The organism is Actinoplanes sp. NPDC004185, assembly GCF_053603475.1.
In genome coordinates this window covers 1-12,520 of the sequence record NZ_JBSGFR010000059.1, presented here as the reverse complement: position 1 = coordinate 12,520, position 12,520 = coordinate 1, and the positions used below count along the sequence as shown (strand labels likewise).

Annotated in this window: 11 protein-coding genes; 9 read left to right on the top strand and 2 right to left on the bottom strand. The window is 70.8% G+C overall.

The genetic code is table 11. The features are described 5' to 3' along the window. The first annotated feature begins 298 nt into the window (after positions 1–298). The 4 genes from ACWEOZ_RS38665 to arfA all read left to right on the top strand — a co-directional run bounded on the left by ACWEOZ_RS38665 (position 299) and on the right by arfA (position 5,060). Complete coding sequence (locus ACWEOZ_RS38665; protein ID WP_451915639.1) at positions 299–1,627, top strand: ABC transporter substrate-binding protein; 1,329 nt, start codon at positions 299–301, stop codon at positions 1,625–1,627. 93 nt (positions 1,628–1,720) lie between these two features. After that, positions 1,721–2,683 (top strand): ABC transporter permease subunit, encoded by a 963-nt coding sequence (locus ACWEOZ_RS38660; RefSeq protein WP_433730452.1) that lies wholly within the window; start codon positions 1,721–1,723, stop codon positions 2,681–2,683. Beyond that, entirely contained in the window at positions 2,680–3,525 is an 846-nt protein-coding gene (locus ACWEOZ_RS38655) for a carbohydrate ABC transporter permease (RefSeq protein ID WP_451915638.1), read from the top strand. The genes ACWEOZ_RS38660 and ACWEOZ_RS38655 overlap by 4 nt, the downstream gene beginning before the upstream one ends. Before the next feature lie 26 nt (positions 3,526–3,551). Beyond that, on the top strand, positions 3,552–5,060 hold the full coding sequence (gene arfA, locus ACWEOZ_RS38650; protein ID WP_451915637.1) for an arabinosylfuranosidase ArfA: 1,509 nt from the start codon (positions 3,552–3,554) through the stop codon (positions 5,058–5,060). Positions 5,061–5,092: 32 nt separating this feature from the next. On the opposite strand, the gene ACWEOZ_RS38645 is transcribed toward arfA, so the two are convergent. Further along, entirely contained in the window at positions 5,093–5,500 is a 408-nt protein-coding gene (locus tag ACWEOZ_RS38645) for an adenylyltransferase/cytidyltransferase family protein (RefSeq protein WP_451915636.1), read from the bottom strand. A 6-nt stretch (positions 5,501–5,506) separates the two neighbouring features. Then, positions 5,507–5,971 (bottom strand): Lrp/AsnC family transcriptional regulator, encoded by a 465-nt coding sequence (locus ACWEOZ_RS38640; RefSeq protein WP_451915635.1) that lies wholly within the window; start codon positions 5,969–5,971, stop codon positions 5,507–5,509. A gap of 131 nt (positions 5,972–6,102) precedes the next feature. Here ACWEOZ_RS38640 and pdhA point away from each other — a divergent pair, with 131 nt between their 5' ends. The 5 genes from pdhA to ACWEOZ_RS38615 all read left to right on the top strand — a co-directional run bounded on the left by pdhA (position 6,103) and on the right by ACWEOZ_RS38615 (position 12,404). Further along, the gene (pdhA, locus tag ACWEOZ_RS38635) at positions 6,103–7,197 is read left to right on the top strand and encodes a pyruvate dehydrogenase (acetyl-transferring) E1 component subunit alpha (RefSeq protein WP_451915634.1); all 1,095 of its coding nucleotides are present in this window, start codon (positions 6,103–6,105) and stop codon (positions 7,195–7,197) included. Beyond that, entirely contained in the window at positions 7,194–8,195 is a 1,002-nt protein-coding gene (locus ACWEOZ_RS38630; protein ID WP_451915633.1) for an alpha-ketoacid dehydrogenase subunit beta, read from the top strand. Before pdhA ends, ACWEOZ_RS38630 begins: the two co-directional genes overlap by 4 nt. Further along, a complete protein-coding gene (locus tag ACWEOZ_RS38625) occupies positions 8,192–9,430 on the top strand; it encodes a dihydrolipoamide acetyltransferase family protein (protein ID WP_451915632.1) in 1,239 nt (412 codons plus the stop codon). The genes ACWEOZ_RS38630 and ACWEOZ_RS38625 overlap by 4 nt, the downstream gene beginning before the upstream one ends. A gap of 112 nt (positions 9,431–9,542) precedes the next feature. Further along, entirely contained in the window at positions 9,543–11,837 is a 2,295-nt protein-coding gene (locus tag ACWEOZ_RS38620) for a rhamnogalacturonan lyase (RefSeq protein WP_451915631.1), read from the top strand. Positions 11,838–11,909: 72 nt separating this feature from the next. Beyond that, a complete protein-coding gene (locus ACWEOZ_RS38615; RefSeq protein WP_451915630.1) occupies positions 11,910–12,404 on the top strand; it encodes a SigE family RNA polymerase sigma factor in 495 nt (164 codons plus the stop codon). Positions 12,405–12,520 lie beyond the last annotated feature (116 nt).

The following is a 12,520-nucleotide window of genomic DNA, read 5'->3' as shown; positions in this document are numbered from 1 at the left end:
CCCCTCCTTGCTGAGTCGGGCGACGGTGTGCCTGAGGTGACGATCGTATTTCCGAGAGGTTGCCTCTTGCCAGAGCCGTTGAGCCGGTGCATAGTCCTTTGCAGCGCTGCAATCGTAACTTACAACACACTTTACCGGGGAAGGACGCCACGGTCGTCCGGGCTCTCTCCCGCGGTTCCGGTCCCGCCTGTTGACTACGCAGAGCGAGGAGCGGCGATCCCCCATGCGCGAAATCCAGCCAGGAGGCCACCGAATGAGTTCCCGGAAAATGCTGACCATGAGACGTCTCATCATTGCGATGCCCGTACTGTCCCTCGTGCTCGGAGTGGCTGCCTGCTCGGGCGGCGACGAGGGTGGCGGCACCTCGGCCAAACCGACCAACTGCACCAACAAGATCGTTCACCCGGAGGCCACCGCGGTGTCGGTCTGGGCCTGGTACCCGAACATGGCCAAGGTCGTCGACAACTTCAACAACGCCCACACCGATGTGCAGGTCTGCTGGACCAACGCGGGCCAGGGCGCGCCGGAGTACGCCAAGTTCCAGACGGCGATCTCGGCCAAGAAGGGCGCGCCCGACGTGATCATGCTGGAGGCGGACCAGCTGGTCGGCTTCGAGATCCAGGAGGCCCTGGTCGACCTGGCGCCGTACGGGGCCAACGACGTGAAGGCCAAGTTCAGCGCCGGCGCCTGGAAGGACGTCTCGCAGGGCGACGCCGTCTACGCCATCCCGGTCGACGGCGGCCCGATGGCGATGATCTACCGCACCGACGTCTTCGCCAAGTACGGGATCAAGACCCCGCCGAGGACCTGGGCCGAGTACGCCGAGGCCGCCGCCAAGGTGAAGGGGGCCGGCGGGCCGAACTTCGGTGACTTCGGCAGCAACGTGCCGGCGGTGGCGACCGCGCTGATGATCCAGAAGGGCGCCAACCCGTTCACCTACGACCTGGCCGACAAGCAGAAGATCACCATCAAGCTCGACGACCAGGCCACCAAGGACGTCCTCACCTACTGGGGCGGGCTGGCCACCAAGAAGCTCATCGGCACCGAGGACCAGTTCACCACCGACTACATCGCCGGCGTGGTCAACGGCAAGTACGCGACCTACGTCTCCGCCGCCTGGGCGCCCGGCTACCTGACCGGGGCCGGCGTCGGCAGCGGCAAGGAGAAGGGCAAGTTCGCCGTGGCGCCGCTGCCGCAGTGGGACGCGAACGCGCCGGTCTCGGTCAACTGGGGCGGCTCGACCTTCGCGGTGACCTCGCAGGCGTCCGACAAGAAGGCCGCGGCCGAGGTGGCCAAGGGCCTCTACGCCGACGAGGCGTCGCTGACCGACGGCTGGAAGACGCAGACCATCTTCCCGCTCAACCAGGACGTGCTGAAGTCCGACGCCTTCGTCACCAACAAGGTCGACTTCTTCAACGGGCAGACGGCCAACAAGGACATCTACATCCCGGCCGCGAACGCGTACCAGGGTGCGACGTACAGCCCGTTCACCGTGTACTACTACGCCCAGCTCCAGGCCCAGATCGTGAAGATCAACAGTGGTAAGACCACCGGCGAGCAGGCCGCCACCGAGCTGCAGGACATCATGGTCAAGTACGCCAAGAGCCAGGGCTTCACCGTCCAGTGACCGCCGGCCGGACGGCCGCCCCGGGTCCACCGTGCGGCGGCCGTCCGTCCCCATCCGTGGCTGCGACGACGCCGCAGAGGAGACGTGAACCCCATGGCCGTCATCAGATCGACCCCGCCCGCGGCGCTGCGCGACAGCACCGGCGTACCCCGGGCCACCGCGCCGCCCCGGCGCCGCCGATCGGCGCGCCGCGGCGCCGCCGGCTGGCTCTTCATCTTCCCGTTCCTGGTCGTGTTCGCGGTCTTCCTGGTCGCACCCCTGCTGTACGCGGGTTACCTGAGCCTCTACACCAAAGGGCTCGCGACCGGCACCACGTTCGCCGGGATCGACAACTACACCCGCGCGTTCACCGACCCGTCGTTCCTCAAGGGACTGTGGCTGGTGCTGCGGTTCAGCCTCGTGGTGATCCCGCTGCAGATGATCGTCGCGCTGGTCGCGGCACTGGTGCTGGACGAGGTCACCGGCCGGCTGGCCCGCTTCTCCCGGCTGATGATCTTCCTGCCGTACGCGGTCCCGGCCGTGCTCGGCGCGCTGATGTGGGGCTTCCTCTACAGCCCCAGCTTCGGTCCGCTGGAGCAGATCTCGTCGCTGTTCAACGTGCAGGCACCGTTCCTGCTCAGCCAGGGCAACATCTTCTACGGCCTGCTCAACGTGGTCACCTGGCAGTGGTCCGGCTACTACATGGTGATCATCTACGCCGCGCTGAAGAGCATCGACACGTCCATCTACGAGGCGGCCCGCATCGACGGCGCGAGCTCCCGGCAGATCGCGCTGCGCATCAAGGTGCCGATGGTGTCGTCCGCGTTCGTGCTGATCCTGGTCTTCTCGCTGATCGGCACGCTGCAGTTCTTCGCCGAGCCGCAGATCCTCGGGCCGATCGCCAACGGCTCGGTCACGCCCGACTTCACCCCCAACATCTACGCCTTCAACCTGGCCTTCGCCTACGCCCAGTTCAACTACGCCTCGGCGATCTCGTTCGCGCTGGGCTTCGTGGTCTTCCTGGCCGTGGCCGTCTTCATGGTCGTCACCCGCAAGCGAGGGAGCATCTTCACGTGAGCAACCGCCACCTCGGGGCGAAGCTGTTCCTGCTCGCCCTCGTCTGCTACTTCCTGGTCCCGGTCTGGTGGCTCGTCGTGGCCAGCACCAAGAACGCCGAGGGCCTGTTCTCCGGCACGGGCGCCCTGTGGTTCCACGGCTTCCACCTCGTCGACAACCTGAAGGACCTGGTCACCTTCAACAACGGCGAATACCTGCGCTGGCTGGGCAACTCCGTGCTGTACGCGCTGACCGGCGGGATCGGCTCGACCGTCATCTCGGTGCTGGCCGGCTACGGCTTCGCGAAGTTCAGCTTCCGCGGCCGCAACCTGACCTTCGCCCTGGTGCTGGGCTCGGTCATGGTGCCGCTGACCGCGCTGGTCATCCCGACGTTCGTGATGATGAGCAACGCCGGACTGACCGACACCGTCTGGGCGGTCATCCTGCCGTCGCTGCTCAGCCCGTTCGGCGTCTACCTGATGCGGGTCTACACCTCGGCGTCGGTGCCCGACGAACTGCTCGACGCCGCCCGCATCGACGGCGCCGGCGAGCTGCGCACGTTCCTGCGGGTGGCGCTGCCGCTGATGCGCCCCGCGGTGGTCACCGTGCTGCTGCTGTCGGTGGTCGCGACCTGGAACAACTACTTCCTGCCGCTGACCATGCTGTCCGACTCGAAGCTCTACCCGCTCACCGTGGGCATCGGCCTGTGGTCGCAGCTGGCCAGCTCCAACAACGGCGGCGGGCAGTCGCTGTGGAGCCTGATCATCACCGGTTCGCTGGTGTCCATCGTCCCGCTCGTCATCGCCTTCCTCACCCTGCAGAAGTACTGGCAGGGCGGCCTCGCCGTCGGCAGCCTCAAGTGACATCCCCCTCGACCCCTGGGAGACCCGTGCTTTCCGCCAGCTTCATCCTCGATCCCGCGTTCACCGTCGCACCGGTGTCCCGCCGTACCTTCGGGTCCTTCGTCGAGCACATGGGCCGCTGCGTCTACACCGGGATCTACGAGCCGTCGCACCCGACCGCGGACGCCGACGGTTTCCGCCAGGACGTGCTCGCGCTGACCCGCGAGCTGGGCGTCTCGGTCGTGCGGTACCCCGGCGGCAACTTCGTCTCGGGCTACCGCTGGGAGGACGGCATCGGCCCGGTCGGTGACCGGCCGGTGCGCCGGGACCTGGCCTGGCACAGCCTGGAGACCAACGAGATCGGCATCGACGAGTTCATGCGCTGGGCGCGCAAGGCCGGGGTGGAGGTGATGTACGCGGTGAACCTCGGCACCCGCGGCGTGCAGGAGGCGCTGGACGTTCAGGAGTACCTGAACCAGCCCGACCGCACCCACCTGGCCCGGCTCCGGCAGGCCAACGGCGCGACCGAACCGTACGGGATCACCATGTTCTGCCTCGGCAACGAGCTCGACGGCCCGTGGCAGACCGGGCACAAGACGGCCCACGAGTACGGCCGGCTCGCCATGGAGACCGCCCGGGCGATGCGCAGCGCCGAGCCGGGGCTGGAACTGGTGGCCTGCGGTAGCTCCTCGTCCTCGATGCCGACGTTCGCGGCGTGGGAGGCCGAGGTCCTCGAACTGACCTACGACGCCGTGGACTACATCTCCGCGCACGCCTACTACGAGCCGATCGACGGCGACCTGGGCAGCTTCCTCGCGTCGGCGGTCGACATGGACCACTTCGTCACCAGCGTCGCCGCCACCGCCGACAGCGTCGGGGCCAGGCTCAAGAGCGGCAAGAAGCTCAAGATCTCCTTCGACGAGTGGAACGTCTGGTACCAGAGCGCCTTCCAGGCCACTCAGGAGACCGAGTGGCGGGTGGCCCCGCGGGTGATCGAGGACTCGTACACCGTCACCGACGCCGTGGTGGTCGGCAACCTGCTGATCTCCCTGCTGCGGCACAGCGACCGGGTCACCGCCGCCTGCCAGGCTCAGCTGGTCAACGTGATCGCCCCGATCCGCACCGAGGCGGGCGGCCCGGCGTGGCGCCAGACGATCTTCCACCCGTTCGCCTTGACCTCCCGCCTGGCCCGCGGCGAGGTGCTGCGCGTGGAACCGCAGTCCCCGAGCTACGACACCGCCCGCTTCGGCTCGGTGCCGCTGCTGGACGCGGTCGCCACCCACGACGCCGAGAGCGGTGACGTCACGGTCTTCGTCGTGAACAGGCACCTCACCGAGAGCCTCGACCTGGCGGTGTCGCTGGCCGCCTTCGGGGCCGGTCTGCGGGTGACGGAGTCGTGGACGCTCGCGGACGAGGACCTCTACGCCATGAACACGGCGGACGACCCGGAACGCGTGGTGCCCGGCCCGGCCAAGGACGCGGACGTCACCGACGGTGTCCTGCGGGCGAGCCTGCCCCCGGTGTCATGGAGCGCGATCCGGCTCACCACCGGCTGACCGGGGCGACCGGTCGGGTCCGCCGTGCGGCTTCACGCCGGGCGGGCCCGGACCCGGGCGATGAGGTCGCTGGTCGACACGCCTGCCGTGCGGTGGACCAGCCTCAGCCGCCCGGCCGCGGCCACCGGTCCGTAGACCTCGTCGATCGCCTCCGGAGTGAGGTCGTCGCCGTGCACGACCAGCGCGATGTCGTGCTCGGCCAGGAACTCCAGGGTCACCCGGAACGGCGCCGCGGGCACCACCTCATCGACGTACCGGCACGCCGAGACCATGGCGACCCGTTCCGCCAGGGTCATGATCGGTTGCCGCTTGTACGACGCCACCACCTCGTCGGACAGCACGCCCACGATCAGATGGTCGCCGTACTGCCGGGCCGCTTTCAGCAGGGCCACATGGCCGGGGTGGAAGAGGTCACCCACCATGTCCACGTACACGCGCATCCTGTGTCACTGCTCCCAGATGGCGGTGGCCGACAGCGGCTCGGCCTCCTCGAAGACCAGCAGGGTCCGGGTGTTCACGATGCCCGGCATGCCCTGGATGACGTCCAGGACCAGCCGGCCCAGGGCGGCGTTGTCCCGGGCCCGGACCAGCAGGATCGCGTCGAACTCGCCGCCGACCAGCGCGATGTGCACGACCCCGGGCAGCGCGCGCAGCTGCTCGCCCACGTCGCGCCATTCCGCCTGGTGCAGGTTCACCGTCACGTACGCCGAGGTGCCCAGGCCCGCCGCGACGGGGTCGATGTCGGCCCGGAAGCCCCTGATCACGTTCGCGGTGCGGAGCCGTTCGACGCGGGCGTACGCGTTGGCCCGGGAGATGTGCAGGTGCTCGGCGAGGGTGCGCATCGACATCCGGGCGTCGCGGGTCAGCTCGGCCAGGATCTGCCGGTCGATGTCGTCGAGGGCGCTGGCCACTTGTCTTGTCCTCCTCGGCTCCGGGCGTCGTTGCCCGGACGTTTGGCCGCCGCAGAGCGGCGCCACCCGTACATCTTCTCGGATTTTCCCGGGATGTGGAAACCGAATGGTCGGCGAACGACCATGTCTGCATGACAGGTGACCCGCACCACCTTCTGCCGTCGGCCGAGCCGGTCACGCTCATCGACCCGCACGGGCGAGCTGTCGACGCTCCCGGCCACTCCGCCCCGGACGACGCGGCGCTGCTGCGGGCCTTCGCGGCCCTGGTCACCGCTCGCCGGCTCAACGATCAGGCGTACGCGCTGGTCCGCCAGGGCCGGCTGGCCGTCTATCCCTCCTCGCACGGGCAGGAGGCCTGCCAGGTCGCCGCCGCGCAGGTGCTGTCCGACGGCGACTGGTTGTTCCCGACGTACCGCGACACGATCGCCGCGGTGGGCCGGGGCGTCGACCCGGTCGAGGCGCTGTCGCTGCTCAAGGGCGACTGGCACTGCGGCTACGACCCGTACGAGCACAACGTCGCGCCGCACGCGACGCCGCTGGCCACCCAGCTCCCGCACGCCGTGGGGGTCGCGCACGCCGCCCGCCTGCGCGGCGAGCCCACCGTCGTGCTCGCGCTGTGCGGCGACGGTGGCACCAGCGAGGGCGACTTCCACGAGGCGCTCAACTTCGCCGCGGTCCTGCGCGCGCCGGTCATCTTCTTCGTGCAGAACAACGAGTACGCCATCAGCGTCCCGCTCGCCCGCCAGACCGCCGCCCCGTCCCTGGCGCACAAGGGCATCGGCTACGGCGTGCCCGGTGAGCGCGTCGACGGCAACGACGCCGCCGCGCTGCTCGCCGTGCTCGGCGCCGCCGTCGAGCGCGCCCGGGCCGGCGGGGGACCGCAGCTCATCGAGGCGCACACGTACCGGATGCAGGCCCACACCAACGCCGACGACGCCACCCGCTACCGCCGCGACGACGAGGTCGCGGCCTGGGTCGAGCGCGACCCGATCACCCGGCTCGAGGCCCACCTGCGCGAGCGGGGCCTGCTGGACGACGCGCGGCTCGCGGACATCACGGCGCAGGCCGAGAAGGTCGCCACGCACCTGCGCGACGGCCTCAACCGCGACGTCGAGCCCGACCCGGCGATGCTCTTCGACCACGTGTACGCGAGTCCCACCCCGCAGCTCGCCGAGCAGGCCGCGCTGGTCGCCGACGAGCTCGAGCGCGAAGGAGCGCTGCGATGACGGTCACGGCCACCGACCACGTCAAGCTGACGATGGCGCAGGCGCTCAACCGGGCCCTGCGCGACGCGATGGCCGCGGACCCGGCGGTGGTGGTCTTCGGTGAGGACGTCGGTGCGCTCGGCGGCGTCTTCCGGATCACCGACGGCCTGACCGCCGAGTTCGGCGACAACCGGTGCTTCGACACCCCGCTGGCCGAGTCCGGCATCGTGGGCGTGGCGGTCGGCATGGCGATGAACGGCATGCGCCCGGTGGTGGAGATGCAGTTCGACGCGTTCGCGTACCCGGCGTTCGAGCAGATCGTGAGCCACGTGGCCAAGATGCGCAACCGCACCCGCGGCCGGGTCACGCTGCCGATGGTGATCCGGGTGCCGTACGCGGGCGGCATCGGCGGGGTCGAGCACCACTGCGACTCCTCCGAGGCGTACTACGCGCACACGCCCGGCCTGCACGTGGTCGCCCCGGCGACGCCGGCGGACGCGTACGGGCTGCTGCGCGCGGCGATCGCCTCGGACGACCCGGTGATCTTCCTGGAGCCGAAGAAGCTCTACTGGGCCAAGGAGGAGGTCGAGCTCGGCGCCCCGGTGCCCGGCATCGGCACCGCCGTGGTGCGCCGGGAGGGCACCGACGCCACGCTGATCGCCTACGGCCCGTCCGTACCGGTCGCCCTCGAGGCCGCCGAGGTGGCCGCCGCCGAGGGCCGCAGCCTGCAGGTCGTCGACCTGCGCTCGATCGTGCCGTTCGATGACGAGACTGTGTGCGCGGCCGTGCGCAGCACCGGCCGGGCCGTCGTGGTCGCGGAGGCGGCCGGCTTCGCCAGTGTCTCCTCCGAGATCGTCGCCCGGGTCACCGAGCGCTGCTTCCACGCCCTGGCCGCCCCGATCCGCCGGGTGACCGGCTTCGACATCCCGTACCCGCCGCCGAAGCTCGAGCACTTCCAGCTGCCCGGCGTGGACCGTGTCCTGGACGCCGTGGACGACCTGCAGTGGGAGGACTCGTGAGCACGCAGACCTTCCTGCTGCCCGACCTCGGGGAGGGACTGACCGAGGCCGAGGTGGTGCGCTGGCTCGTCGAGGAGGGCGACACCGTCGAGGTCGACCAGCCGGTGGTCGAGGTCGAGACCGCGAAGTCGCTGGTTGAGGTGCCGACGCCGTATGCCGGCCGGATCGCCACCCGGCACGCCGCCGAGGGCGTCACCCTCGAGGTCGGCAAGCCGCTGCTCACGGTCGCGGCGCTGGTCCCGGAGGCGGAGACCTACCGCGAGGAGGAGCAGGCCGGATCCGGCAATGTCCTGATCGGGTACGGCACGACGGGCGCGACGGTCACGTCCCGGCGGCGTCGTCCGCGGGGCCGGCAGGCTCCGGCTGTGCTGCCGCACCGGGTGCCGCTCGTGGTCTCGCCGCTGGTGCGCCGGCTGGCCCGGGAGGCCGGCCTGGACCTGGCCACCGTCGAGGCGACCGGTCCCGGCGGGGTGATCGTGCGGGCCGATGTCGAACGCGCCCGGGCGCGCGTGGCTACCGCTCCCGCTACGGCTGCGCCGGTCTCCGCCGCTCCGGTCGTGCCGGGAGAGCGCCGGGTTCCGCTGACCGGCTTCCGCAAGGCGGTGTCGGCCGCGCTGACCCGCAGCCGCGCCGAGATCCCCGAGGCCACCGTCTGGGTCGACGTCGACGCCACCAGGCTCTGGGAGCTGCGGCACAGCACCCCCTCCGGCCCGGGTCTGCTGGCCTACCTCGCCCGGTTCGTCGTGGCCGGGCTGCGGCAGTACCCGATGCTCAACGCCCGGGTGGACACCGAGCGGCAGGAGATCGTCGAGTTCGATCGGATCAACCTCGGCCTCGCCGTGCAGGGGGAGCGGGGCCTGGTCGTGCCCGCGGTCGTCGGCGCCGAGACCATGACCACCGGGCAGCTCGACGAGGAGATCCGGCGGATCACCGCCGGCGCCCGGGAGGGCCGCGTGACGGCGCCGGAGGCCGGGACCTTCACGCTCAACAACTACGGCGGTTTCCGGGTGGACGGCAGTGCCGCGATCATCAACCACCCGCAGGTCGCCATCCTGGGGTTCGGCCGCATCCTGGACCGGCCCTGGGTCGTCGACGGCGAGCTGTGCGTTCGCAAGATCACCCAGATGAGCTTCGTCTTCGACCACCGGGTGTGCGACGGCGGGACGGCGGCCGGCTTCATGCGCAGCGTCGCCGACGCGATCGAGGATCCGGCCTCCGCGATCGCCCGCCTCTGACCAGCGGCTGACCCCAGGTATGCGCTTACCGGGGAAAGCGCTCTGAGGCATTGACATCGGCTGCCGTCAATTCCTAGCCTGCGTTGATTCGTTTCAGCCAGGAGGAGTCGCCATGCCGGGTTCGCTGCGTCCGTACCGTCGGTGGGGAATCCTCGTGGCCGCCGGCCTGCTCCTGGTCGGCGGCTCGCCGCCCGCCGTGGCCGCGGCGCAGCGGCCCGGCGGCCCCGCTCTGGAACGTCTCGACCGGGGCCTGGTGGCCGCCGCCACCGCCGACGGCGTGTTCCTGAGCTGGCGCCTGCTCGCGCCCGAGGCGACCGGTGCCACCGCGACCGGTCTCGCCGGGCCGGACTTCCGGGTCTACCGCGACGGCCGGCCCGTCGCGCTGGTCACGGACAGCACCAACTGGCTCGACCCGGACGGCACCCCGGCGTCCCGCTACCGGGTGGCCGCGGTCGTCCGCGGACGCGAGGCCGGGCGCAGCGCCGCCGTCACCCCGTGGGGCGGCGGCCACCACGACCTGCCGCTGCGCAAGCCCGCCGACGGCGTGACCCCGAGCGGGCAGACCTACACCTACACGGCCAACGACATGAGCGTCGGCGATGTCGACGGTGACGGCCGGTACGAGTACGTCGTGAAGTGGGACCCGTCCAACTCCAAGGACGTCTCGCTGACCGGCTACACCGGACCGGTCTACCTGGACACCTACCGGGCCGACGGCACCCTTCTCTACCGGATCGACCTGGGCGTCAACATCCGGGCCGGGGCGCACTACACCCAGTTCCCGGTGTACGACTTCGACGGTGACGGCCGCGCCGAGCTCATGCTCAAGACGGCGCCGGGCACGAGCGTGATCCGGTACGACGCCACGGGCCGTGAGGTCTCCCGGCGTTACGTCACGATGCCGCGCGCCGACGTGCGCGCCGGTCACCGGCACACCGACGACTACCGGCTCAGCGCGGCCGGCTACCGCGAGCACCTGGTGACGATGTTCCAGGGCTGGACCGCGCATCCCGAGGTGGTGGCCGGGCGCTGGCCGGCGACGCTGGAGGCCGCGCTCGGCCTCGCGCCGCGGTACGCGTACCCGCTGTCGCGCGCCGACGCCGAGGCCCTGGTCGACTACTTCATCGACGTGTACGCCCCGTCCCGCAGCGCCCGCAACAACCTGCGCGCCTTCGAGGGCTTCATCCTCGACGGCCCGGAGTATCTGACGGTGTTCGCCGGTGCGACCGGCCGCGAACTGCAGACCGTGCGCTACAAGCCCGGACGGCACGACGACGGGCTGATGTGGGGCGACTACGCGCTCCCGCGGATCGAGCCGGGCAACCGCGTCGACCGGTTCCTGTCCGGGGTGGCCTACCTCGACGGCCGGCACCCCTCGGCCGTGTTCGCCCGCGGCTACTACACCCGCACCACGCTGGTCGCGTACCGCTGGGACGGCCGCCGGCTGACCGAGAACTGGTACGTGGACAGCGGCTGGACCCCGATGAGCAACCCCTTCAACGACAACCCGCACGGCCGCGACGGCACCGACCCGCGCTACGCCACCCTCACCAACCAGGGCTTCCACTCGCTGAGCGCGGCCGACGTGGACGGCGACGGACGCCAGGAGATCGTGTACGGCGCCGCGACCATCGACGACGACGGCAGCCTGCTGTACTCCTCGTTCGACACGCTCCCCGAGGGCAGCGCGGCGCCGGGGCAGCGGGTCCGGCTCGGCCACGGTGACGCCGTGCACGTCACGGACATCAACCCGGACCGGCCCGGCCTGGAGACGTTCACGGTCCACGAGAACGGCACCGGCGCGCCGTACGGCATGGCCCTGCGCGACGCGGCCACCGGCGAGGTGCTCTCCGGCACCTACTCCGGGCGCGACACCGGGCGCGGGATGATCGGCGACGTGCTGCCGGAGGTCCGCGGCATCGAGTCCTGGGCCAGTATGCCCGGCGGTTCGGAGGCGTCCGGCCTGCACACGGCGGCGGGCGCGGTGCTGCCCGGGCCGGTGCCGGGCACCAACCAGAGCATCCGCTGGGCCGGCGACCTGACCACCCAGCTGGTCAACGGCGCGGGCGAGGTCACCCCGACGATCGACGACTGGCGGCGCGGCACCCTGCTGACCGCCACCGGCACGCTGACCGACAACGGCACCAAGGGCAACCCGTCCCTGGTCGCCGACATCCTGGGCGACTGGCGCGAGGAACTACTGGTCCGCACGGCGGACAGCACGGCGGTACGGATCTATCTGAGCACCGAGATCACCGGGCACAAGCTCTACACGCTCATGCACGACCCGCAGTACCGCGTCGAGGTGGCCCGCCAGCAGACGACGTACAACCAGCCCTCGTACCCGGGCTTCTATCTGGCCTCGGACACCGACTGGCGGAACGTGCCGCTGCGCCGCGCCTGGTAATTCTCCGGGGTTCGTGCAACCTTCCGTCGGTCCGGTCTCGTGATTGTCCCGACCGAACGGATAGGGGTGGGCATGAGCGATCGCGACGCGGCGTTCGCCGAGTACTTCGCGGCCCGGTCGGGGGCCATGCGGGGGACGGCGTTCCTGCTCTGCGGGGACTGGCACCGGGCCGAGGATCTGGTGCAGACCGCGTTCACCAAGCTGTACACGCACTGGCATCGGGTCGCGCGGCACGAGGCGCTGGATCCGTACGTCCGGCAGGTGCTGATCCGCACCTTCATCGACGACGGCCGCCGGGGCTGGTGGCGGCGGGAACGGCCGCACGAGACGCTGACCGAGCAGTCGGCCGCGCCCGGGTCGGCCGACGACCGGCTGATGCTGTTACAGGCACTCGCCGGGGTGCCGCCCCGGCAGCGGGCCGTGCTGGTCCTGCGCTACTGGGAGGACATGTCGGTCGACGAGACCGCGGCTGTCCTCGGCTGTACGGCCGGCACGGTCAAGAGCCAGGCGGCGCGCGGCCTGGACGCCCTCCGGACGTTGATGTCCCACCCCGTCACCGCCGAATGAGAAGAGGCATCGTGGACGAGAACGACCTGCGCGAAGCCATGCGCACCAGCATGACCCTCACCCCGCCGCCCCCGATGGAGTCGGCCGCGGCCGTGACCGCCGGGCGGCGGGCCGTC

Bases quoted from the DNA above. Each gene is read 5' to 3' on its own strand.
- ACWEOZ_RS38665 (WP_451915639.1), top strand. From the start codon at position 299: ATGCCCGTACTGTCCCTCGTGCTCGGAGTGGCTGCCTGCTCGGGCGGC.
- ACWEOZ_RS38660 (WP_433730452.1), top strand. From the start codon at position 1,721: ATGGCCGTCATCAGATCGACCCCGCCCGCGGCGCTGCGCGACAGCACC.
- ACWEOZ_RS38645 (WP_451915636.1), bottom strand. From the start codon at position 5,500: ATGCGCGTGTACGTGGACATGGTGGGTGACCTCTTCCACCCCGGCCAT.
- pdhA (WP_451915634.1), top strand. From the start codon at position 6,103: ATGACAGGTGACCCGCACCACCTTCTGCCGTCGGCCGAGCCGGTCACG.
- ACWEOZ_RS38630 (WP_451915633.1), top strand. From the start codon at position 7,194: ATGACGGTCACGGCCACCGACCACGTCAAGCTGACGATGGCGCAGGCG.
- ACWEOZ_RS38620 (WP_451915631.1), top strand. From the start codon at position 9,543: ATGCCGGGTTCGCTGCGTCCGTACCGTCGGTGGGGAATCCTCGTGGCC.
- ACWEOZ_RS38615 (WP_451915630.1), top strand. From the start codon at position 11,910: ATGAGCGATCGCGACGCGGCGTTCGCCGAGTACTTCGCGGCCCGGTCG.